Here is a 25966-nt window from a genome sequence, read left to right as displayed (position 1 = left end):
ACATTTTTTTTAATAAACATAGTTTTTACAGGTAGTAGTTATAGTTTTGTGTTCAAATTTAAAAGAAATGAAAGTATTGAAGTTTGGGGGCACATCGGTTGGCTCTGTTGAAAATATGCAAAACGTTAAAAATATTATTAACGATGGCGAGAAGAAAGTAGTTGTGCTTTCTGCCATGTCTGGTACTACAAACCATTTGGTAGCTATTGCTCAAAATATTGCAGATAAAAGAACAGATGAGGCTTTAGACAGTATAAATAATTTACATGAAACCTATTTTCAAACTGTAGATAAGCTTTTGTTTAATGAAACTTTAAATAAAGATGTAAAAGCATATGTTTTAGATGTTTTTAACTTTTTAATAGCGTGTACTTACAAAGAGTTTTCTAAGGTTTTAGAAAATAGTATTTTAGCTCAAGGTGAATTGCTTTCAACATATATGTTTAACAGCTATTTAAAACAAGAAGGTGTTAAGTCGGCTTTATTACCTGCACTCAATTTTATGCGAATTAATGCTGAAAACGAGCCAGATATGGAAAGTATTAAGGCGGGTTTTAAAGCAGTTTTAAATGAAGCAGAACCTTCAGATATATATATAACTCAAGGTTTTATTTGTTTAGATGTAAATGATGATATTTCTAATTTACAACGCGGAGGAAGTGATTATACGGCTACTATAATTGGAGCAGCCATTAAAGCAGAAGAGGTTCAAATTTGGACAGACATTGATGGTATGCATAACAATGATCCTAGATATGTAGATAATACTAAGCCAATTTCAAATTTATCATTTGAAGAAGCTGCGGAGTTGGCTTATTTTGGTGCGAAAATTTTGCACCCGCAGACTGTAACTCCAGTAAGAGATGATAATATTCCGGTAAGGTTAAAAAATACTATGAAGCCTGAAGCTTATGGTACTTTAATTAATAGCGATCATTCTGAAGTTGGTGTGAAAGCTATGGCTGCAAAAGATAATATTACAGCTATTAAAATAAAGTCTGCACGTATGTTAAATGCTCACGGATTTTTAAAGAAAGTTTTTGAGGTTTTTGAGCAATACCAAACGTCAATAGATATGATAACAACTTCAGAGGTAGCTGTTTCATTAACTATAGATAATGATGCTAATTTAGAAAACATCATTGCTGAATTAGAAAAAATAGCACATATTGAGGTAGATAAAAACCAAAGTATTATTTGTTTGGTTGGTCATTGTATAGTAAATCACCCAGAAACACATAAGTTATTTCAAATATTGCAAGATGTAAAAATTAGAATGATATCTTACGGTGGTAGCAACAATAATATTTCACTTTTAGTGGATACAAAAGATAAAATTAATACACTACAAAAATTAAATGACTATTTGTTTGAACTTGTAGTGTAGTGGTTTTTAGGTTTGACAATCTTAGTTACAAAAAAAGGGTTGCTTAAAAGCAACCCTTTTTTTGTGTTTATGAATTCATGAGGTCTTCAATTTCATCTGCTTCAATAGGGATGTTTTTCATTAAATTAAAAGGTTCTCCGGTTTCTTGAACAACTACATCATCTTCAATTCTAATACCAAAACCTTCTTCAGGGATGTAAATTCCTGGTTCAACAGTAAATACCATATTGGCTTGTACAGGCTCAGTTATAATACCATAGTCGTGAGTGTCTAATCCTAAGTGGTGACTTGTTCCGTGCATAAAATATTTTTTGTATGCTGGCCAATCAGGGTTTTCATTTTGTACATCGGCTTTATCTAACAACCCTAAACCTAATAATTCTGAAGTCATTATTTTTCCAACTTCAGCATGATAATTGTCTAACATCAACCCTGGAGTTAACATTTTTGTAGCTTCATTTTTAACTCTATTAACAGCGTTGTAAACAGCTTTTTGTCTGTTAGTAAATTTACCAGAAACAGGTATGGTTCTAGTAAGGTCGCTACAATAATTAGCGTATTCTGCAGCAACATCCATTAAAAGTAATTCGCCTTCTTTACAGGTTTGGTTGTTTTCTATGTAGTGTAAAACGTTAGCATTATTACCAGAGGCAACTATAGGTGTGTAAGCAAAACCTTTTGAGCGGTTTCTTATAAATTCATGAATATATTCTGCTTCAATTTCATATTCAGTTACTCCTGGTTTTACAAAACTTAAAATTCTTCTAAAGCCTTTTTCGGTTATGTTGCAAGCTTTTTGAATTAAATCAATTTCAATTTCGTCTTTAACAGAACGAAGTCTTTGTAAAATTGGGGCGCTTTTAGCAACAGCATGTGCAGGGTATTTTTCTTTTAGCCATTTTGTAAATCTATCTTCTCTAGTTTCTACCTCTACATTGGCTCTGTAATGTTCGTTAGTATTTATGTAAACTGTATCGCATTGGGTCATAATCTCAAACATGATTTTTTTCATGTCTTGTAACCAATACACTGTTTTTACACCACTAACTTCAAAAGCTTTTTCTTTGGTGAGTTTTTCGCCTTCCCAAATGGCAATATGTTCGTTGGTTTCTTTTAGAAAAAGTATTTCTCTGTGTTTTTCCTTTGGGCAATCGGGAAAAAGTACCAAAACACTTTCTTCTTGATCAACTCCACTTAAGTAAAAAATATCTCTATGTTGCTGAAAAGGCATAGTGCTATCTGCGCTTATAGGATAAATATCATTTGAATTAAAAACTGCTAAACTATTAGGTTTCATTTTAGCAGTAAATTTTTTTCTGTTGTTTATAAACAGTTTGTTGTTTATTGGAGAATATTTCATTTTAAAAAATTTTAGAAAGATAAAAGTAGCAAATCTTCAGAAACCATTAGTTATATTTTGCTATATTTGATAATCCCTCAGTTTTAACATAATGATAAAACTGATTGTATGCCACTGATATACAATCTTTTTATATTGTGCTATAAATCTTCTAGAAGATTTTTTGTTGGATATCAAAAAAAAAAGGAAAATGGAAAAAATTATTAAGAAGATTTTGTGTCTATGCACAATATTTGGTCTGTTGGGTGTGCTGAGTTTAAATGCTCAGTCTTTAATGAAAAAAGTATCTTTAGAAAGTCAAATTTATAATTCAGAGTTAGTTGTAGAGGGTAAGGTTGTTTCTAAAAGAAGTACTTGGGATGAAAATTATAATCAAATCTATACAATTAATACCATTGAAGTATATAAGGTTTTTAAAGGAAATCCACTTTCACAAATAGAGGTTATTACTACTGGTGGTGTAGTAGGGTTGAGTGCACAAATAACACATCCTAGTTTAAAATTAAGAAAAGATGATGTTGGTCTATTTTCTTTAACCAATAGTGAAATACCTTTAAAGACTACTGCTAAAATTACAACTAGACAATTTAAACCTTATGCCTTATCTCAAGGGTTTTATAAATATAATTTAATGAAGGATTTGGCGGCAAATCCTTACAGTAAAAAAACAGGAATAGTCAGTTCTCTATATTCAGAAATAATAAATTACACCAAAACACCTTATGTAGAACTTAAAAGTTTTGATGTAGCAAGCAAAATTTCAAAAATTAAGCAAAGTAGCAAAACAGCATTAGCTCCGGGAAATTTAACCTTAAATCCAACAACAATAACTGCAGGCACAAAAGAGGTCTTAACAATTATGGGAAGTGGTTTTGGAACTACCCAAGGAAAAGTATGGTTTAGTAATGCCGATGATGGCGGTTCTACCTTTATAAGTGCTTTAGACTCTCAAGTTTTAACTTGGACCGATACTGAAATAACTGTAGAAGTACCATCAAGCGCAGGTACAGGAGACATGTATGTTGAGAATGCTAGTGCAGAAGTTTCTCCATATACATCCATAACTATTACCTATGCAGAATTAAATGTAGAATATGATATTGATGATTTAACTGGAAATGATCCTCCTGGAACAAATGGCCCAGAACCAATGATTGCTTATCAAGTGCAACACTCGTCTTATAATGGCTCAGACAATGAAGTGGTTTGGCATATGGAAACAGACTTTAATAATGACGCTGAAGTTTCTGGAGCAAAAGCAGCTTTTGAACGTGCATTAAACAATTGGATTTGTGAAACTAAATTAAATTGGAGTATTGGTGCAACCACCACCACAGATGTTATTGCTGATGATGAATATAATGTCATTAGGTTTGATAACGGAGAATTAGATTCGTCTACCTTAGGTGTTTGTACTTATTATTATAATGGTTGTGATATTGGTGGAGGTACTCTAAATTGGTTTGTAAGAGGTTATGATATAGAATTTAACAGAGATGATGTTACGTGGTATACAGGTACAGAAACAGGTGTAAATCTCCCTCCTGTGGGAATGTATGATTTAGAAAGTGTGGCGCTTCATGAGTTGGGGCATGGGCATCAATTAGCACATGTGATTGATACAGATGATGTTATGCACTATGCGTTATCAACTGGGGAAGTCCAACGAGTTATTGGAACACACAACAGTACAGCAGCTAACGCTATACAAGATAGAGGTTTAACTAGCGTTTGCGGAAGAACACCGTTAATTAATAATTCATCTTGCCCATTAAGTGTAGATGAAAATGAGTTGGAAAAATCAATTAGTATATACCCTAATCCAACAAAAGGTGAATTTCAAATTAAAAACAGTGCTTTTATTAATCTTGAGAAAGCTATTATTTATGATGTTAGTGGGCGTCAGATATCAACTCATGATTTATCAAATACTTCAAAAGAAAAAACCATAAGTATAAATAAAGCTTCTTCTGGAGTTTATTTTATAAGTATATATTCTGAAAAAGCAGCAGTTACAAAAAAAATCATTGTTAATTAATAATCTAAACAAAATACCAAGAAGGTTTTTATATTTATTTTTTTAACTTTTAATGACAAAAATCATTGTTTAATACTAAGTATAATTACTTATAATTGTTCTAAATTAGGATTTTAAGTTAATTACTTATTGCCTATCAATTTATAGTAATTTACCTTTGTGCATCTTAAATAACTAAACAAAAAATGAGCGGATTTTTAAAATCTTCGATTGGAAGAAAAGTAGCCATGGCGCTTTCTGCATTCTTCCTTATGTTTTTCCTAATTATTCATTTAGCAGTCAACATTACTTCAGTTTTTAGTGAAGATTTATTTAACCAGTTGTCTCACTTTATGGGAACCAATCCACTAGTTCAGTTTGCATTGCAACCTGTGCTTATTTTTGGGGTTGTTTTTCATTTTGTAATGGGCTTTGTTTTAGAGCTAAGAAATAGAAAAGCATTAGGTGTTTCGTATGCAAAAAACAATGGCGCAGCAAATTCTACTTGGATGAGTAGAAACATGATTTATAGTGGGTTGGTAATACTAGCCTTTTTAGTATTACATTTTATTGATTTCTGGATTCCAGAAATAAACGTAAAATACATTCAAGGCGATATGACCGGAATGCACAACGGAGAGTTTAGATACTTCACCGAGTTGCAACACAAGTTTGTAAGCCCAATTAGAGTTGGTGCTTACGTAGTAGCTTTTATTTTATTAGCATTGCATTTGTTGCATGGGTTTACTTCAGCATTTCAATCAATGGGAGTTTCAGCAATTAGAAAACAATTCTATAAAAAACTTGCTGTTATTTATTCTGTTGTTATTCCATTAGGCTTTATTATTGTAGCCGTTTATCATTATTTTAATCACCATTAATTTTTAGAATATGAGTGTTTTAGATTCAAAAGTACCAGAGGGTCCTATTAAAGATAAATGGACTACTTATAAAGATAAAATAAACTTAGTAAATCCAGCTAATAAACGTAATATAGATATTATAGTAGTTGGAACTGGTTTAGCAGGTGGTTCTGCCGCTGCAACTTTAGCAGAGTTAGGATATAACGTAAAAGCATTTGCATATCAAGATTCTCCAAGAAGAGCACACTCAATTGCGGCTCAAGGAGGTATTAATGCAGCTAAGAATTATCAAGGCGATGGGGATTCTGTTTATAGACTATTTTACGATACAGTAAAAGGAGGAGATTATCGTTCGCGAGAAGCTAACGTATATCGTTTAGCAGAAGTTTCAGCTAATATCATAGATCAATGTGTGGCACAAGGAGTTCCTTTTGCACGCGATTATGGAGGGCTTTTAGATAACCGTTCATTTGGTGGTGTATTAGTGTCAAGAACATTTTATGCTAAAGGGCAAACAGGGCAACAATTATTGTTAGGTTGTTATTCTGCTATGAACCGTCAAATAGCACGCGGTAAAATACAAATGTATAACCGCCATGAAATGCTAGATGTTGTTATTGTTGATGGAAAAGCAAGAGGAATTATTGCAAGAAATTTAATAACTGGCGAAATTGAGCGTCATTCTGCACATGCAGTGGTTATAGCATCAGGAGGTTACGGAAATGTATATTTCCTTTCAACCAATGCTATGGGATCTAATGCTACGGCAGCTTGGAAAATACACAAAAAAGGCGCATTTTTTGCTAATCCATGTTATACACAAATTCACCCAACATGTATTCCGCGTTCAGGAGATTATCAGTCTAAACTAACGTTAATGTCTGAGTCTTTACGTAACGATGGTAGAATTTGGGTGCCAAAACATAAGGAAGATGTTATGGCTATTAGAGAAGGCAGAAAAAAGCCTACCGAAATAGCTGAAGAAGATAGAGATTATTACTTAGAGCGTCGTTATCCCGCCTTTGGTAACTTGGTGCCTCGTGATGTGGCTTCTAGAGCTGCAAAAGAGCGTTGTGATGCTGGTTATGGTGTAAATGCTACTGGAGAAGCCGTTTATTTAGATTTTGCTTCGGCTATTGAGCGTTACGGAAAAGAGCAAGCAAAAATTCATGGAATTGACAATCCTTCAAAAGCAAAAATAACTGAATTAGGTGAAAAAATAGTAGAAGCTAAATACGGAAACTTATTCCAAATGTATGAGAAGATTGTAGATGAAAATCCATACAAAACACCTATGATGATTTATCCTGCAACTCATTACACTATGGGAGGTATTTGGGTAGATTACAACTTAATGACAACCATTCCTGGTTGCTACTGTATTGGAGAAGCTAACTTCTCAGATCACGGTGCTAACAGACTTGGAGCTTCAGCATTAATGCAAGGTCTTGCTGATGGGTATTTTGTATTGCCATACACTATTGGAGATTATTTAGCAGATGATATTAGAACCGGTGAAATCCCAACAGATTCACCAGAGTTTGCTGAAGCCGAAAAAGACGTCAAAGAACGCATAGACTTCTTTATGAATAATAATGGTTCTAAATCGGTTGATTATTTTCACAAAAAACTAGGAAAAGTTATGTGGGATAAAGTAGGAATGGCACGTAATGAAAAAGGTTTAAAAGAAGCTATGGCTGAAATTAAAGCCATTCGTGAAGAGTTCTGGAAAGACGTAAAAGTTCCTGGTTCTGCTAACGAAATGAATCCGGAGTTAGAAAAAGCAGGAAGAGTAGCAGACTTTTTAGAGTTGGGTGAATTATTTGCCAAAGATGCTTTGATGAGAGAAGAATCATGTGGGGGACATTTTAGAGAAGAATCTGTAGAAGAATCTGGAGAGCAAAAAGGAGAAGCCAAACGTAATGATAAAGACTTCGCTTTTGTTGCTGCTTGGGAATATAAAGGAGAGCCGGCCGATGCGGTATTACATAAAGAAGAATTAGAATTTAAAGACATTGAATTAAAACAACGTTCATACAAATAAGAAAGTTATGTCAGGAAAAGGAATGAATCTAACATTAAAGATATGGCGTCAAAAAGATGCCCAATCTAAAGGTAAGATGGAAACTTACAAGGTGAATGATATTTCAGAACACATGTCTTTCTTAGAAATGATGGACGTTCTGAATGAACAATTAATTGAGTCTGGCGAGGAGCCTGTTGCTTTTGATCATGATTGTAGAGAAGGTATCTGTGGTATGTGTTCTTTATATATCAACGGTGAAGCTCATGGTCCAGATAGAGGTATTACCACATGCCAGTTACATATGCGTATGTTTAATGATGGTGATACTATTTACATTGAGCCATGGAGAGCTGCTGCTTTCCCTGTAATTAAAGATTTAATTGTAGATAGAACAGCTTTTGAACGCATACAACAAGCGGGAGGTTATATTTCTGTAAACACTTCAGGTAACACACAAGATGCTAATGCTATTCCAATTTCTAAACATGCAGCTGATGAAGCTATGGATGCTGCTACTTGTATTGGTTGTGGTGCTTGTGTGGCTACTTGTAAAAACTCTTCTGCTATGTTATTTGTTGGGGCTAAGGTATCTCAGTATGCGTTATTACCTCAAGGTCAAATAGAAGCTGCAGACCGTGTTAAAAACATGGTAGCGCAAATGGATTTAGAAGGTTTTGGAAACTGTACTAATACCGGAGCTTGTGAAATAGAGTGCCCTAAAGGTATTTCTTTAGATAATATTGCCAGAATGAATAGAGAGTTGTTAAAAGCAACCCTAAAGTAAAATAAAGCAATAATTTTATATATAGCCCATGTCTTTTTTAAGACATGGGTTTTTTGTTTTTAGTTTTTTCAATTTAAAATTTAAAAAATAGGTATCTTTATTATTTGTTAAGAAACCTTTTACATGCCTAGAGCAATCATTGTAGTACTTTTATTCTTCGTTTTTTTAAATTTAAAAGCTCAATCTAATTTAAATGACACCTTATTTAGTAAAGAGACGCTATTAAGGCATGTAGAAGCACTCTCATCAGATTTATTTGAAGGCAGGCGTACAGGTACTAGAGGGGCGGTTAAAGCAAAAGAATATATTATTAATCAGTTTTATAGCTTAAAAGTAAAACCTCTAAGAAAGAGTTATGAACAGCCATTTGTGTTTGCCAAAGGAAGGAAAGAGTACAGAGGGACTAATATTTTAGGCTATATAAAGGGAGCTACTAAGCCCAATAAATTTATTGTTATTAGTGCACATTATGATCATGAAGGTATTCAAAACGGAGTAATTTATAATGGAGCTGATGACAATGCTTCTGGTTTAAGTGCGTTGTTTAGTTTTGCTGAATATTTTAGAAAATACCCACCCAAACACTCTGTAATATTAGCAGCCTTTGACGCTGAAGAATTAGATATGAAAGGCTCATTATATTTTGTAAATAATCTTTCTTTTTCTCAAAGAAAAATTAAGATTAATATAAATATGGATATGATTAGCCGGAGTGATAAAAATGAATTATTTGTATCAGGATCAAATATATATAGTTCATTTAAAAATGTAGTTTGTTGTAATACATCAAAAAAAGTTAAGCTTGTTATTGGGCATGATGGGTATGATAAAAAGGATAGTTGGGTGTATGCATCAGATCATGCTAATTTTCATAAAAAAGGTATCCCATTCTTATATTTTGGAGTAGAAGATCATGAAGACTATCATGAGCCAACCGATGATTTTAAAAATATTCATCCAGAGTTTTATGTAGAAGCTGTAAATGTTATTATTTCAGTTTTTAATAAAATTGATGCACTTTAAAAATATGCTTTTAGTTGTACAGAACCTGTATGTATGGTTTTACTAGTTTCGGTTTTTCTTCCAAAGTAGCTTAAGTTTAAATCTAAAAATTTAGTAAGTTTTTTTTGAGCTAAAAGTGTCCAAGTAAAGTTTTTTCCGGGTTGTAACCCTTCTAACATTTGGTATGCCACTGGGGTGCTTGCACTACCATTAAAGGTGTTAGAAAAGAAATTAAATTCGCCATTTATAGCGCTTTTAGCATTACTTGAAAACATAAAGGATGCCCCATATTTTAGTTGTTTTAAGGTTTCAAAATCTGCAACTGCATTTTCTTTTTTTGCATATTGAAAAAATACATCAAAGCTAGAGTTGTCATTGAATAAATATGATAGTTTGGGGCTAAATCTTGTTTCTTCAAAATTATAATTCTTACTAGCAAAATTCTCGCTTAAGCTTTCATTATCTTCAATGGCAGAAAGTAATGTTACAAGCCAATTATTAGATATTTTATGATTGAAATTAAGCTGATGACTTTTTAAATTATTTTCAATAAAACCAACAGATAGTACGCTTTTTGTTTTGTTCTCTAAATAGGTGTAAGAAGTGGTATATTTTTGTTTGCCTCTGTTAAAAAATAACACGTTTCTAAAGTTAAGCTGAAGCCCTAATTGATTGTTTACATTGCTATTAAAAGGATTTAGGTTAAAACTGTTGCCATCTCTTTCATTTTTTCTATCTATCAAATAGCTAGTTTGATTATAGAAATGAGACCAGAATTTCTTAGTTTTTTGTTGGCTAACAGCCCATTGTGAGGGGTTAATAGTAAGGGTTTGACTTAACCTGTTTTGATGCGTTTTTATATAAACCTGATTGGGTAAAAGTACTCTTATGTACTTGCCTTTATCTTGAAATTGCGCTATTTCAAATTCTTCTAATTCTTGAATGCCATTTTCATTATAATCAATCCAAGTGTAAGTGCCTTGTCCTGCTTCTACTTCAACATAAGTAAAGTCTTGTTGGGCTAAAGAGCCCGAGTTGGTTTCAAATATGGTATTCCATTGAACAATATTTTTAAAAAGTTTTTGGTTGAATTGAAGCCTAGAATTAAAAGACTTTTCATCCTCAATTTCAGCATCTTCACTTTTTAAATATCTGTAGTTAGCATATACCGATACATTGGTGTTTTTATTTTGAATGAGCTTAGAATCTAAATAAAATGTGTTTGATGTATTAACTTTTTTAAGTTGGTTGTCTCTTATACTATCATTTACCCTATTTTTATAGCCAATTTCAACAAAAACATTGGTGCTATCTCCCATACCAAGAAACAGTTCATACGATTTGAATTTTTGACTTAAAGCGGTTAACGTATTTGTAGCAACCTCAGTTTGTTGGTTATCTTCAATAGCTAGTTTGGTACCAACCCAACTTTTTTTCATACCATAAGTAAACGTGTTGTAAGACCTTAAAAAAGTAGATTTGTAGCTGCTAGATGTAGCATTTAAAAAACTTGAATAAGAGTTAATTCTGAGATTATTAAATAATAAATTTGTATTAGCTACATGTCTGTTCCCATTAAAATCACTAGAATAGTTTAAATGTTCAAACTGGTAATTAACATAACCTTTTTTGGGGTGAAATAGTTTTAAGCCCGAATTCATTAAAGTTTGATTACCGTTTATAATACTTGATGTTGTTTCATCTGATGACAATAAATTCCAATCTCTAGAAAATTCTGCGTTATACAACCGCTCTATAGTTGAAAAATTTTCTTGAACATGGTCAACATTTGCAAAAACATTTAAAGACCAAAGACTGTCTTTTTTTATTAAACTTTGTTCTAGGTTTAATTTTCCAGCAAACCCATTATTGTTATTATCATCTGCAGATGAAAATAGGTTTAAATCATTTTTACTACCAGCAAATTCAAAATTTATATTAGTTTTTTCATTAGGTTGATAGCTGCCATTAACAACCGCAATTTGTAATCTGGTAGGTGCTACAAGTTGCACAATGGGTTCATAATCACCTTGGTTTTCACCAACAAATTCGTAAATATTATTTATAGCATTTGTGTCACTTAAAATATAGCTACCTAGATTGGTTCCAACTTGAGTAAATGTTACTCGGTATAACTCGTCGTCAGGATTGTTAGAAAACACAAAAGCTTCAACACCATTAACAAGTTCTTTTTTATATAAAATTTGATTTTCCGTAAAGGACTCCCTGACTTCTGAAGGAGCTACCATTTGCGAGCTATCATCGCCAGCATTGGCTAAAATTTGTATTTGCTCGTCTGAGAGATTTTGTTGTAAGGGTTGATTTTTAGCATCACTTTCAGAATAAACAGAAACTCCAATTTTTAGCTTTTCGTTTTTTAAATTACCGCCTCCATAAGCTACAAATCTGGAGTAATTTCGTTCGCTGTATTGATAATCAACTGTAATACGCATTTCAGAAGTTATAGGATAGGTTGAGTTGAAGATAATTTCTCCGGCATTATAATCAATAATATAATCTTGATCTTCACCACGTTTTACAGCAACACCATTAACATAAACGGTTTCACTGCCAGAAACTACTAAAACATACAATTCGCCATTGGGTCCTTGCAGTTTATAAGGTCCTTGGTTACCCTCTTGGGCGGTAAATTGACTTCTTGTAAATTGACCACGAACAATAGCACCAGCTGCAAATAAGTTGTTTTGTTTCTCTTCGCCTAAGTTGGTATTAACCAATAATCCTTGAACCCGCTTAGAGAATTTTGCAAAGTAAGATTGGTTGTTTTGTAAGTCGATATCTCCCGCTCTAATGCTCCAATTATCACTAAAAAGTTCAATAAATACTTGGTCAAATTCATCTAAACGTTGGCTATAACCACTTTCTTGTAAAGGGATGTTAGCATCTTGAATAGAGGCTCTAAGAGATACTTTATCATTTAGTTTTCCAATAATTTGTAAGTCTAATTCACTATTTAAAACCGAGTTTTGATTGTTTCCTATAGTAACCCCTCTAGATATGCTTCCAGAGGTTGTTAAGCCATCAAAAGGCATAAAAGTGCTGTTGGTATTAGGTTGAGATAATTTATAAAGTGTTTGTGCGCTGCTGTTATTAGTAACTATAATAGATTCATCTAACTGTTTGTAGGTTCTAGTTAAAAACTCAGGGAATTTTAAATAATTTATTACTATTGAATCTGTTTTTATGGGTTTTTTAAATGTTAATAATGCTTTGGGAAAATCTATATTATAATAAGAAGAATCAATCAAAGTATCTTCTTTAGTTTTTATAAAAAACCAACTAGAGTTTAAGCTAACACTATCAATTTTAATAGAATTTTTTACAGCAACTTTAACTGTTTTGTAGTTTGAGTTTTGCTCTTGAGCAAAAATGCAAAAGCTAAAAACAAAGAGTATAAAAGATAAATAGTATTTCATTTAGATATTTAAACTTCAATTAGTTTAAAATATTTTGTTTATAGTTTTATGAATAAAAGCTATAACAAACTATAGTGTAAAAGTAATGCATTATTTAATTTAGCTGAAATACAAAGAATCAAGTAATGAAAATAATATCATACAATGTAAACGGAATAAGAGCCGCAGTAAATAAAGGGTTTATAGATTGGTTAAAAGCAGCCAATCCAGATGTAATTTGTTTACAAGAAATTAAGGCTTTAAAAGAACAGTTAGATTTAAGTATTTTTGAAGAGGCCGGTTACAATTATCACTATTGGTTTAGTGCCCAGAAAAAAGGGTATAGCGGTGTAGCTGTTTTAAGTAAAATAAAACCCAATCATGTTGAATATGGTACAGGTATTGAATCTATGGATTTTGAAGGCCGTAATTTAAGAGTAGATTTCAATAATTTTTCAATTATGAGTTTATATTTACCTTCTGGCACAAATATTGCTAGATTGGAGCATAAACTAGAGTACATGGATATGTTTCAAGAATACATAAACAAACTTAAAAAAAGCATACCCAACCTTATTATTTGTGGCGATTATAATATTTGTCATGAAGAAATAGATATTCACAATCCTAAAGGGTTAAAAAATGTTTCAGGATTTTTACCTGTAGAACGCAAATGGATAGGCGCTTTTATTAACAGTGGTTTTATAGATTCTTTTCGTTACTTAAACCCAGAAAAACAACAATATAGTTGGTGGAGTTATCGAGCAAATGCACGGGCTAACAATAAAGGATGGCGATTAGATTACGCCATGGTTGCACAACCTTTACAAGAAAACATAAAAAGAGCCGTTATACTTCAAGATGCTGTTCATAGTGATCATTGCCCAATACTTTTAGAAATAGATAAATAATTAAATACAGTCAAATCCAAAACCTAACCTAATGATTAAAAAATTTTCAGTACTAGTATTAACTTTAGTAGTATTAACTTCATGTGTATCTCCCAAAGTTTATAAAGAATTAGAGGGTAAGTACAATAATTTAAAAAATGAAAATAGAAAATTATCTGATGCTAATGATGCACTTTTAAAAGAAAAAAATGCAGCAAAAAATGAGTTAAAGCAGTTACAAACAGCTTATGATGAAGCTGTAGCAGAACGAGACAAGTTACAATCAGACTATAATGCATTAAAATCTAACTACGCTAATTTAAAAGCGTCTTATGATGCATTAGAAAAAAACAGTTCAGCAGCTATAGCTAAAAATTCACAAAAAAACAGAGAATTATTAGCGCAATTAGAAGCAAAAGAACAAGCCTTAGCAGCAGAAAATGCACGTTTAGAAAAACTTAAAAAAGAACTAGAAGATCGCTCAAACAGAGTTGCAGAATTAGAAAAAGTTATTGCAGATAAAGATGCCGCAATGAGTGCTTTAAAAGATGCAATTTCTAGAGCTTTAACAGATTTTGAAGGTAAAGGATTAACCGTAGAACAGCGTGACGGTAAAGTTTATGTGTCTATGGAAAATAAATTATTATTTGGTTCCGGAAGTTGGGCTGTAGGTACAGAAGGGCGTAGAGCAGTGCAGCAGTTAGGTAATGTACTTGCAGACAATCCAGACATAGCAGTTTTAATTGAAGGGCATACAGATAATGTACCATACAAAGGTAGCGGGCAATTAAGCGGTAATTGGGATTTGTCAACAAAAAGAGCTACAGCCATTGTAAACATCCTTAGAGAAAATGCAGCCATCAATCCAGAAAACTTAACAGCTGCAGGACGTGGTGAATACGCACCAATAGCCACCAACGATACCGCCGAAGGAAGAGCAAAAAACAGAAGAATAGAAGTTGTTCTAACACCAAAGTTAGATGAACTTTCTAAGCTGTTAAATGAAAATTAAAATGGCGTTACCACAAGGGTCGGGCTTTCGGCAGTCGCTCTCTATGAGGAGCTCCAACAAATGCCTCAATCCCTAACGCATAAAAAACCGTTAAAAGCTAAAAAAGGCTTTTAACGGTTTTTTATCTTTGTCAATCTAAAAAACTCTAAGAAATATAATAATTTAAGAAGTTTAAATAGTCTACTATGAAATACACAACACTCCCAAATACCAATATAAAAGTTAGCAAAATATGTTTAGGCACCATGACTTTTGGCAATCAAAACACAGAAGCCGAAGGGCATGCACAACTAGATTATGCAACAAATCAAGGCGTTAACTTTATTGATACCGCAGAGTTGTATCCAGTTCCTGCTAATGCAGAAACAAGTGGACGTACTAGCAAAATAATAGGAACTTGGTTAAAAAAACATGGGAAAAGAGACCAACTAGTAATTGCATCAAAAATTGCTGGTCCTGGAGATTATACAGCACACATCCGTACTAATGGATTTAAAGGTAATGCCATTAAAGAAGCTCTTGATGCCGAGTTAAAACGTCTTCAAACAGATTACATAGATTTATACCAATTACACTGGCCAGAGCGAGATACCAATAGATTTGGCACAAGAGATTATAAATTAGATACGGCTTGGGAAGATAATTTCAATGACATTCTTTATAGTTTAGATAAAGAAGTTAAAGCCGGAAGAATTAGGCAAGTAGGAATTTCTAATGAAAATTCATGGGGAACCATGCGTTATTTAGAAGAGTCTAAAAAGCATAATTTACCCAGAGTTATAACCATTCAAAATGCCTATTCTCTCCTTAATAGAACCTTTGAAGGCGATTTAGCTGAGGTTTCATTAAGAGAAAATGTAGGTTTATTGGCATATTCACCAATGGCATTTGGCGTATTATCGGGTAAATATATTAAGGGAATTGCAGCAGAAAACGCAAGATTAAAACTGTTTCCTAGGTTTTCAAGATATAGCGGATTAGAAGCAACAAAAGCAGCAACTCAATATTTAAAAATAGCCGAAGCCAATGGAGTTTCATTAGCACAAATGGCTTTAGCCTTTGTAAACAACCAACCTTTTGTAACAGCTAATATTATTGGAGCAACTAATTTAGAACAGCTAAAAGAAAATATAGACAGTATTAATGTTTCTTTAAATAACGAAGTTTTAGATGCTATTAATGAGGTGCATAAAGCTATTCCCAATCCTGCGCCATAATACTATATAAACACATACATTTGTTTGGGATCTAAATATATAATTTCACAGAAAAACAGCTAATATTTTGTAATCCAAAATATTATGTTAATTTAAAGAGGAATAATTAAAAATGAATTTATGTTGGTAAAAAAAGATTGTAGAAAGACATATATATTTATTATAGGGATATTTTTAAGTTCGTACTTTTCTGTAGCCCAAAATTTAATTAGTGCAGAGGTTTTATTTAATAGATCTAAAGAGCAGGTGGCTTCTATAATAAATATGGATATAAATAATGTTAACGCTGTAATAAGTTATAAGATTATATATAATACTGTTGATGTTAATGGTAACCCAACCATAGCTTCTGGAGCTCTGTATTTACCTCAAGGTTTATGTGATGAGTTACCATTTGTTTCTTATCATCATGGTACACAATTTAATAAAAATAGTGTGCCTTCAAATAATCAATATTATTATGAAGGATTGCTTTTTTCTGGGAATGGTTATATAACTACTATGCCTGATTATTTAGGAATGGGTGAAAACTCTGGTGTTCATCCCTATATTCATTGGGAGTCTGAAGCAACTGCTTCACTTGATTTGATAAGGGCTGCCCGAGAATTTTTAACTAATAGTTTGTCAATAAGTGACAATAATCAACTTTTTTTAGCTGGTTATTCTCAAGGAGGGCATGCTACCATGGCTACACATAAGTATATTACAGTAAATGATTTAAAAGATGAGTTTAACGTTGTAGCATCTGCTCCTCTCTCTGCTCCATTAGAGATATCAAAAACCCAAATAGATTTTATTTTTGATGATAGTCCTGTGTATTACACCTCACAGTATATTCCATATGCAGCTGCATCTTATCAGTTTATTTATGGAAACCTTTATAATAACTTAAATGAATATTATGATAGTCCATATGATGTTACTATTGGGAACTATTTATCTGATGGTACATTCTCTAATAATCAATGGAACTCAGAAATCCCAAACAATTTATATACTTTTATGCAAGATTCTGTGGTAGATAACATAAAAAATAAATCTAATCACCCTTTTAGAAAAGCAGCAAGAGAAAACGATGTGCATAATTGGGTGTCTAATGAACCAATAAGGCTCCTGTATTGTGGTGGAGATACTTCTGTAACCCCACTTAATTCAATAGTTGCAGTTAATGAAATGAATGCATTAGGATCGTCAGATGTTGTAGGGATTGATTTGAATTCATCTGGGACGCATGAAACCTGTTTAATTCCTACAATTAACTATGCTCTCAACTGGTTTAATAGTTTAACTGTATTTTGTGAACCTCTGAATCAAAAAAAAAAAGATAGTGAGCTAAGAAAATATATATATCCAAACCCTGTTGATAATATTTTAAATATCAATTTTTGTGAAAATTGTGTTGTTAAAATTTATGATTTGAATGGCAGAACAATATTAAAATCAAATTCAAACTCAATAAATGTCTCAAATTTAACAGCAGGTATTTATTTTGTTAAAGCATTAGATTTAGTTTCTAATCAATATTCTATTCATAAAATACTAAAGCAATAGATTATAATTTAAGAAAAGTTAAAGTTTATTTAAACAATTTGATAATTCTAAATTTAATAAAAAAAACGCCTTACTATTTGCTTAGTAAGGCGTTTTAAGTTATTTAATTTGATTACCATCTTTATCAAAAAAGTGGTATTCTAAATATGTGTAAGCATCTCTAGGTAATATTTTCACCCATTTTTTATGTTCAAAAAACCATTTTGAACGTATAGATGGAAAACCTTTGGTTAAAAAGGCTGCTATAAAAGGATGTGTGTTTAAGGTCACCTTTTTATAGTCTTTTCTAAGCAATACTTCAAGATCTTGCGTTATTTTTTGTACTAAGCCAATGGGTGCTTCAACTTCGGCACCATTAACACCGTTAGGATTTTCCTCGCGGGTTTTAATGTTCATTTCTGGTCGTACACGCTGTCTTGTAATTTGTATCAAACCAAATTTACTTGGTGGCAATATTTTATGTTTTGCTCTATCGTCTTTCATTTCATCACGAAGATGATTGAACAATTTTTGCCTGTTGGCAGCATTCGTCATATCAATAAAATCTACTACTATAATACCACCCATATCACGTAATCGTAATTGGCGTGCTATTTCTGTAGCAGCTATTAAATTAACTTCTAGTGCTGTATCCTCTTGGTTGTTGGCTTTATTAGAGCGGTTTCCGCTATTTACATCTATAACATGTAAAGCTTCGGTGTGTTCTATTACTAAATAGGCACCTTTAGCCATGGAAACGGTTCTTCCAAAAGAGGTTTTTATTTGTCTTTCAACACCAAATTTTTCAAAAATTGGTATTTTAGACTGATACAATTTAACTATTGATTCTTTCTTTGGTGCAATTTCTTGCAAATAATCTTTTACTTGATAATAAAGCTCTTCGTCATCAACATGTATAGCTGTGAAGGAGTCGTTAAATATGTCTCTTAAAATAGACGAGGCTTTATTCATCTCTCCTAAAACCTTACTGGGATGATGGGCTTTATGTAACTTTTTACACATTGCCGTCCATCGACTAAGCAAATTCTGTAAATCTTTATCTAGTTCGGCTACTTTTTTGCCTTGTGCTACTGTACGAACTATAATTCCGAACCCTTGTGGTGTTATACTTTTTACCAAGCGTTTTAAGCGGTCTTTTTCTTCGCGGTCTTCTATTTTTTGTGAGATAGAAATTCTGCTAGAAAAAGGTACTAAAACAATATATCTACCAGCAATAGAAAGCTCTGAGCTTATTCTAGGGCCTTTGGTTGATATAGGTTCTTTTACTATTTGTACTAATAGCGATTGATTTGATTTTAAGACATCTACAATTTTTCCGTCTTTATCAATATCTTTTTCAAATGGGAAATTTTTTAAAGAAAAATCTTTTAGTTTACCTGTGCTTACACGTTTTGTGAATTTTAAAAGAGAAGGTAATTTTGGGCCTAAATCATGATAATGTAAAAAAGCATCTTTTTCATAACCTACATTAACAAATGCAGCATTTAAACCAGGAACAGTTTTTCTTATTTTGGCTATAAACACATCACCAACAGAAAAATTGTTATCATCTTCATCCTTTTGTAACTCAATTAGTTTTCCATCTTTTAATAAGGCAAAATCAACAGCATCAGAACTAGATCGGATGATCAATTCTTTATCCATGTAGTTAATTTTTATCCATACGTTTTTAGTTAAAAGCTATAAGTTAAAAGATAAAAGTTTTCAAAAACTAATAATTAGCAACTAGCAACTAACAACTATTATAGTATAGATGGATTAAACAATATTTTTAAGGTTACCTAAAAAGTTTTTTTAGATAATCCTAATCACAGGATTTTTTTAACCCGTGGAGCTCCATACTTTATGGAACTCATTTCAAAGAACGTTTTTGTTTTTAACCAAAAAAGTAGTTAATCTAACTACTTTTTTGATTTATTTATTCTTTTTGTGACGGTTAGCGCGTCTGCGTTTCTTACGCTTGTGTGTCGCTACCTTATGTCTTTTACGTTTTTTACCACTTGGCATAAATAGTGTGTTTTTAATTAATAATTTATTTTAATGCGTTTATTACTTAACGTCTACGTTAGTTTTAACACCTTCAACAAAAACTTTAGCAGGTTTAAATGCAGGAATATTGTGTGCAGGTATTTTTATTGTAGTGTTTTTTGAAATGTTTCTACCAGTTTTTTCTGCTCTTGTTTTAATAATAAAGCTTCCAAAACCTCTTAAATAAACATTGTCTCCACTTTCTAAAGATGTTTTTACTTCTTCCATAAAAGATTCAACAGTTGCTTGTACATCTCCTTTTTCAATTCCTAATTTCTCAGAAATTTTTGCTACTAAATCAGCCTTCGTCATTTTAATTATTTATTTTTTAGATTACTATATAAAATTTTTAAGGGATGCAAATATAGGGATTTAATATTCAATATTTCAAACCTAATTCACTAAAATTTAATATTATAAACGTTAATTTTAGCGCTTTTTATAAAAAGAATCAATGCAATTTTTAAAATCTTTAATAAGCTGGTACTCAAACAATAAGCGTGATCTTCCTTGGAGGCAAACTAAAAACCCTTATTGTATTTGGTTGTCTGAGATCATTTTGCAGCAAACACAAATTAAGCAGGGGTTACCATATTATTATGCATTTTTAAACACTTTTCCAACTATTTTTCATTTAGCAAAAGCTAATGAAAGTGAAGTTTTAAAGTTATGGCAAGGTTTAGGTTACTATTCTAGAGCTAGAAATTTACATGCCACTGCAAAATATGTTGCTAATGAATTACAAGGAGAATTTCCTAATAATTACAAAGCTTTATTAAAACTTAAAGGTGTTGGCGATTATACCGCTAGTGCCATTGCTTCAATTTGTTTTAATGAACCTACAGCGGTTGTAGATGGTAATGTGTACCGTGTTTTATCTCGTTACTTTGGAATTGAAACACCCATTAATAGTACTAAAGGTGGCAAAGAGTTTAAAAGTGTAGCACAAGAATTAATTGATAAAAAAGACCCTGCAACATTTAATCAGGCTATTATGGAGTTTGGTGCTGTACAGTGTAAACCTCAAAATCCAGATTGCTCCATTTGTCCATTTAATGATTCCTGTATAGCTTTCAATGAGAATAGAATAGTAGACTTGCCTGTAAAAATTAAATCTGCTAAGGCCAAAAAGAAATATTTCAATTTTTTAGTTTTTATTTCAGAAGATGGGAAAACAATTTTAGAAAAGCGAGAAGGTAAGGGTATTTGGCAAAACTTATATCAGTTTCCTTTGGTTGAAACAAAATCAGATTTCAATTATCAAGATTTTAAAGCACTAGCAAAAACACATGACTTGTTAAAAAATATGCCGTTTGAAATTATACTCTATAATGATAAGAGTATTATTCATAAACTATCACATCAGCACTTACATTCTAAGTTTTGGATTGTTAAAGTTAAAGAGCTTCCTGTTAAAGGAATTTTGATAAATGATGTTCAAAGCTACCCCGTACCTATTTTAATTGGCAATTTTATAGATGCTTTTAGTTTTTAAACTAAAAGAATGGCTTATCATATTTTTTTATTAATTTTAAAAATGAGTTACAATTAAGTAATTTTGCAACTACAAATAAATAAAAGCTATGTCAGGAACATTAAATAAAGTAATGCTAATAGGGCATTTAGGAGATGAGGTAAAAATGCATTATTTTGAAGGTGGCGGGTGTGTAGGTAGATTTCCTTTAGCTACAAATGAAACCTATACTAACAAACAAACCAATGAGCGTGTAACCAATACAGAATGGCATAATATTGTGGTAAGAAATAAAGCTGCTGAAATTTGCGAAAAGTATTTAAGTAAAGGAGATAAAGTTTACATTGAAGGACGCCTAAAAACACGCAAATGGCAAGATGATAATGGTAATGAGCGTTACAGTACAGAAATTCAATGTACAGATTTTACATTTTTAACTACAAAAAAAGAAAGTGAAAATAACGCAATAAATACCGCGGCTCAATCGCCAGTAGCTAAAGATAAACCAGCTAGTAAACCTGCAGAAGATACAAATGATGATCTTCCATTTTAAATAATTAATAAGCCTAAAATAAAGGCTTTTTGTTTAACTAAAACCAAAGTATTTGGACCCTGACCCCGCGAGTTTTTTAAGTTTAGTCATTGTATTAAATTATTCAATGATTTCTGGTTTTGCATTACTATTTTTGCTACTGCTCTGTTCTGCACTTATTTCTGGAGCCGAAGTAGCTTTATTTTCTTTAACTAAGAATGATATAGAACAAGGTTTAGAAACTAATTCTAAACGTATGCAAGTAGTTGCAAAACTCACAGAACGTCCCAAAAAATTATTAGCCACCATTTTAGTAGCTAATAACTTCATAAATATTGCAACGGTTATTTTGTTTGCATACTTAGGTGATTTTATTTTTGGTAATATTGCAGATACTACTGTAAAATTTTTATTAGAAGTAATTTTAATAACATTCCTTATTTTGTTGTTTGGTGAAATTTTGCCAAAAATATATGCCAGTAGAAACAATATTAAATTTGCCTCTTTTATGGCATACCCATTAAAGGTTTTAGATGTAATGTTTTCACCTATAAGTTTGCCCATGCAAAATGTTACCTTGGCTATTCATAATAAATTAGGGAAACAAAAATCAAACTTAAGTGTAGATCAACTATCGCAAGCATTAGAACTTACTAGCGAAGAAGATACTACTAAAGAAGAACATAAAATACTTCAAGGTATTGTAAGTTTTGGGAATACCGATACCAAACAAGTAATGAGACCCCGTATTGATATTTTTGCTTTAAATGTAGAGCAGAAATATGCCGAAATTATGCCAGAAATTATTGAGAATGGATATTCTAGAATTCCAGTTTATGAAGAAAACATAGATCAAATAAAAGGTATTCTTTACGTTAAAGATTTATTGCCTCACATAAACAAAAAGCAGTTTGACTGGGTTAAATTGATTAGGGAGCCATTTTTTGTTCCAGAAAATAAAAAGTTAGACGATTTAATGGCTGAATTTCAAGAAAAAAAAGTTCATTTAGCCGTTGTAGTTGATGAATATGGAGGAACATCAGGTTTAATTTCTTTAGAAGATATTATAGAAGAAATTGTTGGAGATATTAGTGATGAGTTTGATGATGAAGATTTACTATACTCTAAACTAGATGAAAATAATTATGTGTTTGAAGGTAAAACAGCTTTAAAAGATATTTATAAAATTACTAAAATTAAAGACGAATCTGTTTTTGAAGAAAACAAAGGTGAAGCAGAAACCATTGCAGGTTTTGTTTTAGAAATATCGGGTAGTTTTCCAAAACTTAATAGTAAAATAAATTTTGAAAATTACGTTTTTACTATTGAAGCTTTAGATAAAAAAAGAATAAAACTTGTTAAATTCACAGTAACTTAATGCGTAGCTATATATACCTTTTGTTAATATTTATTTGTGTGTCTTGTGGTGAAGACTATAAGCCTAAGCCTAAAGCTTTTTTAAGGCTAGACTACCTAGAAGCTAAATATGTAGAAACCAAACTTAATTTGCCTTTTACTTTTGAAACTAATGTAATGGTTGAAAGTGTTTCTACAAAAAAAATGGAGGCAACAACAGAAAGTTATGGTATTAATATAGATTATCCTGCGTTAAAGGGAACTATATTTTTAACATATAAAGCTATAGAAGGAAACAGGAAGAACTTAGAAGATTTTTTAAGAGACGCCCAAAAATTCACTTTAGAGCACACGAAAAAAGCAGACGAAATTCCCCGTTTTCCTTATGAAAATAAAAACCAAAAAGTTTATGGTATGTTGTCTGTAGTTAAAGGTAATGTGGCTTCACCAGCACAGTTTTATGTTACAGATAGCGTTAATCATTTTTTAACGGGATCAATGTATTTCAATGCCAAACCTAATTATGATTCCATTTTGCCTGCATCTCATTACTTACAAAAAGATATGAGGCGTATTATGGAAACTATTAGGTGGAAATAATAAGAGCGTTTAAAGTGTGGTTTTCTTCGATAAAGTGCTTTATTTTTTTTAATTAGCTTTAAAAAAACACAATAACGTTTTGCTTCTTTTCTATTAGTTATATTTTCGTTCACCTAAGAGGAAAATTAATAGCATAAAGCACGTTGAAAACATACAAAACAGAAGTAATAAAAGAATTGTGGGAATTACTTTGTCAAAAAATATTATTAAACTATATATTTTTTGGTATTATTTTTATTGATGCTTTAGGAGCTGTTTTACCAACATATTTAGATAGAAAGGTAACAATGTTTGCTTCTTTTCCTCTAATTTTTGTTATCTACATGTTAAATACAAACAAAAGAAGTTTGTTGTTTATACTTGCTATAATTTTTAATTTCTTAGGAATTTGTAATTTCAATAACCCATATCAGGAGTATAACTCTAAGGGTTTACTATACCATGTTATAGCTTTTCTTCTGTACAGCGTTTTATTGTTTAAACGTTTTAAAAAGGTAGATACAAAATTAGCTTTTAAATTGGCTGTGGTATTAATAGTGCTAGTAGGTGTACCTTTTACGGTTTATTTTAAAGGAATGAATCAAATGCTTGTTTTACAAGAAACAACATTGTATGTTTTATCTGCAACTGTATTTGTTTTTAGCGCACTTTTATTGGGTTTAAGTAATAAAACTAAACTTAACAAGTTTTTAATAGTTTCTGCAATCCTTGTTTTTATTAGTTCTTGTTTTCAAGGGGCAAATTTGTTCCTTACTAAATATGCATTGTTTAATTTTTTTGCTATTATATCCTTTAACTTAGCACATTATGCTATGTGCTGTTATATGATTAAATTTTCTTACAGAAAGTGTTAAGTGTTTTTTATTTAGCTATGGTTGTCTATATTTGTTTCATAAACAACCATAGCTAAAAATATCTTTTTTAACTAATCTCTAAAGTGTAATAAAAGTATATAGTTTTACTGTGATACTGAAAAATTATCAACAGTTTTCATGTTGCTTACTTTATAAATATCGGCAACGTTGGTTACGGTTTCTTCTAAAGTATTTGGAGTTACTTTAGCTTCGTTATATTCAACCATAGCTAATTTTTTATCAAAATCTACTTTAGCAAATTTTACGCCTTCCATTTTAGCTATTTTCTTTTCTATAGTTTTGGCGCAACCAATTTCGCAAGTCATACCATCTATAGTAAATTCTGCTTTAGCGTAGCTGGCATTAGGATCTAGTTCTTTAGCAGTTTCTGTTGCAACCTCAACAGTTTTTACTTCTGCTTTTGTTTCGTTTTTACAACCAAAAGCTAACAAAACCATTATAGTTAATCCTAAAATATTTTTCAAAGTATTCATGTTTTAAGTATTTAAATTAAAGCAATGTGTTTAAACAGAGGTTATTATTTAATAATAAACCAACATCTTATAGATTACAAAATTAATAAATAAAGATGTGTAATTAGATTAAATAGTTCAAATTTGTGATTTAAACGAAAGATCTATGAAGGCATTTCATCCAAAGTGGATTTATTTATTAGTACTTTCATTAATTTGGGGAAGCTCATTTATACTTATTAAAAAAGGCTTAAATGGTTTAACTCCAATGCAGTTAGGAGCCATACGTATAATTTTTACAGCCATGTTTCTTTTTCTTATTGGTTTTAGAAAAGTAAAAAATATCATTGTGAAAGATTGGAAATGGATTATAATAACGGGTTTATTGGGCACATTCTTTCCAGTATTTCTTTTTGCTTTTGCAGAAACAGAAATTGATAGTGCCATAGCTTCTATTTTAAACTCTTTAGTGCCATTAAATACTATTATACTTGGTTTTTTTGTTTTTAAAATAAAATCAACAAAAAGACAGGTTTTAGGTGTTTTTGTTGGTTTGTTAGGTACAATAATGTTAATTATTAATGGAATTTCTTTAAATCCAAATCAGAATTATTTATATGCTGCTTTGGTAATAGTAGCAGCATGTAGTTATGCAGCAAGTATAAATATATTAAAGCAACATTTGCAACATGTTAATCCTTTAACAATTGCAATAGGCAATTTTACAGCTATAATAATTCCAGCAGTTGTAGTTTTAATTAGTACAGGTTTTTTTAAAACAGAAGTGCTCACAAATCAAAACTTAAAGCCTGCGTTACTCTATATGTTAGTGTTATCATTATTTGGAACAGCTATTGCAAAAGTGCTATTTAATAAATTAGTGCAAGTGTCTACTCCTGTTTTTGCGTCTTCTGTAGCTTATTTAATGCCTATTGTTGCTGTATTTTGGGGTGTTTTAGACGGTGAACGTTTTAGCTTTTTACAAGGAATAGCCACCATTATTATTCTTATAGGTGTGTATTTAGCTCATAAAAAGAAGCGCTAATGGCCTCATATAATTAGAGTTAAATTATTAAATGTCATTTTTTTTTACGAAATTTAAGAAAACTCTAATACCAACTAAG

The 25966-nt window shown here is 31.4% G+C and carries 21 protein-coding genes; 16 read left to right on the top strand and 5 right to left on the bottom strand.

The genetic code is table 11. The features are described from left to right. Positions 1-67: 67 nt before the first annotated feature. The gene (locus J1D01_RS06980) at positions 68-1387 is read left to right on the top strand and encodes an aspartate kinase (RefSeq protein ID WP_421150309.1); all 1320 of its coding nucleotides are present in this window, start codon (positions 68-70) and stop codon (positions 1385-1387) included. Positions 1388-1454: 67 nt separating this feature from the next. Here the strand turns inward: J1D01_RS06980 and J1D01_RS06975 are convergent, their stop codons facing one another. Further along, positions 1455-2747, bottom strand: a complete 1293-nt coding sequence (locus J1D01_RS06975; RefSeq protein ID WP_421150308.1) for an aminopeptidase P family protein — start codon at positions 2745-2747, stop codon at positions 1455-1457. 274 nt (positions 2748-3021) lie between these two features. Here J1D01_RS06975 and J1D01_RS06970 point away from each other — a divergent pair, with 274 nt between their 5' ends. From J1D01_RS06970 to J1D01_RS06950, 5 genes are all read left to right on the top strand, one after another. Continuing rightward, positions 3022-4785, top strand: coding sequence for a T9SS type A sorting domain-containing protein (locus J1D01_RS06970; protein WP_421150307.1), 1764 nt, complete (start codon positions 3022-3024; stop codon positions 4783-4785). Positions 4786-4970: 185 nt separating this feature from the next. Then, positions 4971-5645, top strand: a complete 675-nt coding sequence (locus J1D01_RS06965) for a succinate dehydrogenase cytochrome b subunit (RefSeq protein WP_076698486.1) — start codon at positions 4971-4973, stop codon at positions 5643-5645. Between the two features lie 10 nt (positions 5646-5655). Further along, positions 5656-7671 carry a fumarate reductase/succinate dehydrogenase flavoprotein subunit gene (locus J1D01_RS06960; RefSeq protein WP_421150306.1) on the top strand — a complete coding sequence of 672 codons (2016 nt, stop codon included), beginning with the start codon at positions 5656-5658 and terminating at the stop codon, positions 7669-7671. Between the two features lie 22 nt (positions 7672-7693). After that, positions 7694-8437 (top strand): succinate dehydrogenase/fumarate reductase iron-sulfur subunit, encoded by a 744-nt coding sequence (locus J1D01_RS06955; RefSeq protein ID WP_372937754.1) that lies wholly within the window; start codon positions 7694-7696, stop codon positions 8435-8437. 123 nt (positions 8438-8560) lie between these two features. Further along, positions 8561-9460: a M28 family peptidase gene (locus J1D01_RS06950; protein ID WP_372937749.1), complete on the top strand. Its 900-nt coding sequence runs from the start codon at positions 8561-8563 to the stop codon at positions 9458-9460. Here the strand turns inward: J1D01_RS06950 and J1D01_RS06945 are convergent. Continuing rightward, the gene (locus J1D01_RS06945; RefSeq protein WP_421150305.1) at positions 9457-12876 is read right to left on the bottom strand and encodes a hypothetical protein; all 3420 of its coding nucleotides are present in this window, start codon (positions 12874-12876) and stop codon (positions 9457-9459) included. The genes J1D01_RS06950 and J1D01_RS06945 overlap by 4 nt on opposite strands. Positions 12877-13001: 125 nt before the next feature. Between J1D01_RS06945 and J1D01_RS06940 the strand changes: the two genes are divergently transcribed. The 4 genes from J1D01_RS06940 (at position 13002) to J1D01_RS06925 (ending at position 17525) form a co-directional block, all read left to right on the top strand. Beyond that, entirely contained in the window at positions 13002-13766 is a 765-nt protein-coding gene (locus J1D01_RS06940) for an exodeoxyribonuclease III (protein ID WP_421150304.1), read from the top strand. Positions 13767-13797: 31 nt separating this feature from the next. After that, complete coding sequence (locus J1D01_RS06935) at positions 13798-14757, top strand: OmpA family protein (protein WP_372937752.1); 960 nt, start codon at positions 13798-13800, stop codon at positions 14755-14757. A 185-nt stretch (positions 14758-14942) separates the two neighbouring features. Beyond that, positions 14943-15974 (top strand): NADP(H)-dependent aldo-keto reductase, encoded by a 1032-nt coding sequence (locus J1D01_RS06930; RefSeq protein ID WP_421150303.1) that lies wholly within the window; start codon positions 14943-14945, stop codon positions 15972-15974. A 120-nt stretch (positions 15975-16094) separates the two neighbouring features. Next, complete coding sequence (locus J1D01_RS06925) at positions 16095-17525, top strand: T9SS type A sorting domain-containing protein (RefSeq protein ID WP_421150302.1); 1431 nt, start codon at positions 16095-16097, stop codon at positions 17523-17525. 99 nt (positions 17526-17624) lie between these two features. On the opposite strand, the gene J1D01_RS06920 is transcribed toward J1D01_RS06925, so the two are convergent. Both J1D01_RS06920 and J1D01_RS06915 read right to left on the bottom strand, forming a co-directional pair. Next, entirely contained in the window at positions 17625-19169 is a 1545-nt protein-coding gene (locus J1D01_RS06920; RefSeq protein ID WP_421150301.1) for an Rne/Rng family ribonuclease, read from the bottom strand. A 405-nt stretch (positions 19170-19574) separates the two neighbouring features. After that, positions 19575-19865: an HU family DNA-binding protein gene (locus J1D01_RS06915; protein WP_076698473.1), complete on the bottom strand. Its 291-nt coding sequence runs from the start codon at positions 19863-19865 to the stop codon at positions 19575-19577. Between the two features lie 142 nt (positions 19866-20007). On the opposite strand from J1D01_RS06915, the gene mutY reads away from it, so the two are divergent. The 5 genes from mutY (at position 20008) to J1D01_RS06890 (ending at position 24369) form a co-directional block, all read left to right on the top strand. Continuing rightward, entirely contained in the window at positions 20008-21048 is a 1041-nt protein-coding gene (gene mutY, locus J1D01_RS06910; RefSeq protein ID WP_372938235.1) for an A/G-specific adenine glycosylase, read from the top strand. 88 nt (positions 21049-21136) lie between these two features. Further along, entirely contained in the window at positions 21137-21580 is a 444-nt protein-coding gene (locus J1D01_RS06905) for a single-stranded DNA-binding protein (RefSeq protein WP_421150300.1), read from the top strand. Between the two features lie 52 nt (positions 21581-21632). Then, positions 21633-22937 (top strand): gliding motility-associated protein GldE, encoded by a 1305-nt coding sequence (locus tag J1D01_RS06900; protein ID WP_421150299.1) that lies wholly within the window; start codon positions 21633-21635, stop codon positions 22935-22937. Continuing rightward, complete coding sequence (gene gldD, locus J1D01_RS06895; protein ID WP_421150298.1) at positions 22937-23515, top strand: gliding motility lipoprotein GldD; 579 nt, start codon at positions 22937-22939, stop codon at positions 23513-23515. Before J1D01_RS06900 ends, gldD begins: the two co-directional genes overlap by 1 nt. Positions 23516-23658: 143 nt before the next feature. Beyond that, positions 23659-24369, top strand: coding sequence for a hypothetical protein (locus J1D01_RS06890; protein ID WP_421150297.1), 711 nt, complete (start codon positions 23659-23661; stop codon positions 24367-24369). Between the two features lie 104 nt (positions 24370-24473). Here J1D01_RS06890 and J1D01_RS06885 read toward each other — a convergent pair whose 3' ends face one another. After that, positions 24474-24863 carry a heavy-metal-associated domain-containing protein gene (locus tag J1D01_RS06885; RefSeq protein ID WP_372936587.1) on the bottom strand — a complete coding sequence of 130 codons (390 nt, stop codon included), beginning with the start codon at positions 24861-24863 and terminating at the stop codon, positions 24474-24476. Between the two features lie 145 nt (positions 24864-25008). Between J1D01_RS06885 and J1D01_RS06880 the strand changes: the two genes are divergently transcribed. Beyond that, complete coding sequence (locus tag J1D01_RS06880) at positions 25009-25887, top strand: DMT family transporter (RefSeq protein WP_372936589.1); 879 nt, start codon at positions 25009-25011, stop codon at positions 25885-25887. Positions 25888-25966 lie beyond the last annotated feature (79 nt).

The sequence above is a fragment of the Seonamhaeicola sp. NFXS20 genome, assembly GCF_049132085.1.
In the GTDB taxonomy this organism is placed as follows: Bacteria; Bacteroidota; Bacteroidia; order Flavobacteriales; family Flavobacteriaceae; genus Seonamhaeicola.
The sequence above is the reverse complement of the archived record's forward strand: the minus strand, read 5'-3'. Positions and strand labels throughout refer to the sequence as shown.

What these genes read in the sequence shown, in the direction of transcription:
- J1D01_RS06980 (WP_421150309.1), top strand. Translation starts at nt 68, where the DNA reads ATGAAAGTATTGAAGTTTGGGGGCACATCGGTTGGCTCTGTTGAAAAT.
- J1D01_RS06975 (WP_421150308.1), bottom strand. Translation starts at nt 2,747, where the DNA reads ATGAAATATTCTCCAATAAACAACAAACTGTTTATAAACAACAGAAAA.
- J1D01_RS06970 (WP_421150307.1), top strand. Translation starts at nt 3,022, where the DNA reads ATGAAAAAAGTATCTTTAGAAAGTCAAATTTATAATTCAGAGTTAGTT.
- J1D01_RS06965 (WP_076698486.1), top strand. Translation starts at nt 4,971, where the DNA reads ATGAGCGGATTTTTAAAATCTTCGATTGGAAGAAAAGTAGCCATGGCG.
- J1D01_RS06960 (WP_421150306.1), top strand. Translation starts at nt 5,656, where the DNA reads ATGAGTGTTTTAGATTCAAAAGTACCAGAGGGTCCTATTAAAGATAAA.
- J1D01_RS06955 (WP_372937754.1), top strand. Translation starts at nt 7,694, where the DNA reads ATGAATCTAACATTAAAGATATGGCGTCAAAAAGATGCCCAATCTAAA.
- J1D01_RS06950 (WP_372937749.1), top strand. Translation starts at nt 8,561, where the DNA reads ATGCCTAGAGCAATCATTGTAGTACTTTTATTCTTCGTTTTTTTAAAT.
- J1D01_RS06945 (WP_421150305.1), bottom strand. Translation starts at nt 12,876, where the DNA reads ATGAAATACTATTTATCTTTTATACTCTTTGTTTTTAGCTTTTGCATT.
- J1D01_RS06940 (WP_421150304.1), top strand. Translation starts at nt 13,002, where the DNA reads ATGAAAATAATATCATACAATGTAAACGGAATAAGAGCCGCAGTAAAT.
- J1D01_RS06935 (WP_372937752.1), top strand. Translation starts at nt 13,798, where the DNA reads ATGATTAAAAAATTTTCAGTACTAGTATTAACTTTAGTAGTATTAACT.
- J1D01_RS06930 (WP_421150303.1), top strand. Translation starts at nt 14,943, where the DNA reads ATGAAATACACAACACTCCCAAATACCAATATAAAAGTTAGCAAAATA.
- J1D01_RS06925 (WP_421150302.1), top strand. Translation starts at nt 16,095, where the DNA reads ATGTTGGTAAAAAAAGATTGTAGAAAGACATATATATTTATTATAGGG.
- J1D01_RS06920 (WP_421150301.1), bottom strand. Translation starts at nt 19,169, where the DNA reads ATGGATAAAGAATTGATCATCCGATCTAGTTCTGATGCTGTTGATTTT.
- J1D01_RS06915 (WP_076698473.1), bottom strand. Translation starts at nt 19,865, where the DNA reads ATGACGAAGGCTGATTTAGTAGCAAAAATTTCTGAGAAATTAGGAATT.
- mutY (WP_372938235.1), top strand. Translation starts at nt 20,008, where the DNA reads ATGCAATTTTTAAAATCTTTAATAAGCTGGTACTCAAACAATAAGCGT.
- J1D01_RS06905 (WP_421150300.1), top strand. Translation starts at nt 21,137, where the DNA reads ATGTCAGGAACATTAAATAAAGTAATGCTAATAGGGCATTTAGGAGAT.
- gldD (WP_421150298.1), top strand. Translation starts at nt 22,937, where the DNA reads ATGCGTAGCTATATATACCTTTTGTTAATATTTATTTGTGTGTCTTGT.
- J1D01_RS06885 (WP_372936587.1), bottom strand. Translation starts at nt 24,863, where the DNA reads ATGAATACTTTGAAAAATATTTTAGGATTAACTATAATGGTTTTGTTA.
- J1D01_RS06880 (WP_372936589.1), top strand. Translation starts at nt 25,009, where the DNA reads ATGAAGGCATTTCATCCAAAGTGGATTTATTTATTAGTACTTTCATTA.